Origin of the sequence: Buttiauxella massiliensis, assembly GCF_902500225.1 — a bacterium.
GTDB classification, from domain to species: Bacteria; Pseudomonadota; Gammaproteobacteria; order Enterobacterales; family Enterobacteriaceae; genus Buttiauxella; species Buttiauxella massiliensis.
Genome location: NZ_LR722693.1, coordinates 1 through 841, shown reverse-complemented (window position 1 = coordinate 841; position 841 = coordinate 1). Strand labels below are relative to the sequence as shown.

1 protein-coding gene is annotated in these 841 nt (G+C 48.6%); it reads left to right on the top strand.

Annotation, left to right across the window (positions count from 1 at the left end; translation table 11 throughout):
* Positions 1-61: 61 nt before the first annotated feature.
* A partial coding sequence (locus tag GC128_RS22940; RefSeq protein ID WP_226812258.1) for a PAAR domain-containing protein occupies positions 62-841 on the top strand: 780 nt, incomplete at its 3' end.

Below are 841 nucleotides of genomic sequence, written 5' to 3'. Positions count from 1 at the left end.
TTTCTAACTTAATAAATAACTGTCTATTATTGGCTTGACTGTAACTAATAAGGGGAAAGGAATGCCAGGAATTGTGTGTTTAGGTGATGCTACCACTCATGGAGGAAAAGTGATCACTGCTTCTTCCACAATGTTTATTAATGGAATCCAGGTTGCACTGGTCGGTGATATGGTTTCTTGTCCAATTCCTGGACATGGAGTGAATCCAATTATTGAAGGTGCATCAACCGATTTTGAAGAAGGGGTATGCGTTGTGGTTAATAATTGTCAGAGTGCCTGCGGCTCCAGGGTAATCACTTCCCATCCAGAATTTTGGTGGCGCCTGAAACAAGCCGCTAAACAGATTTTTTACAGGCCCCACAAAAATGGAAAATCAGAATCTGAAAATACACCTCATCAGCCTGCCAGTAAGAATATCAATTCTGATATTAAATCCTCGCTCCAGAAACAATACGGCCGTTTCTGGCCCCGTAAAGTCCGCATTCTACTGTTAACCGGCAGCGCCGCCGATGTAGAACAACTCACGCCAGGGCTGACGTCACAATACTGGCAGGAGGACAGTGGCACGGTGCTGCTGTGGGGTGGTGATCTGGGCGCACCGGCAGACAACGCGTGGTTGAGCGCGTTGCGTAAACTGCGCCGCCGTCCGCTGGATGGCGTGGTGTGGGTGACCTCTGCATTTGTCCGCCAGAGCGAAACTAAAAATACACTCTCCGCCGATATGATGGACAACGTGTCGCAGGCATTTGCTACGCGTTATGAACAACTTGGCTGGCGTTTGCCGCTGTATGTCTGGTCGCTACATCCTTCTGAATCCACACAGTCCGAGCGCATTACGCAA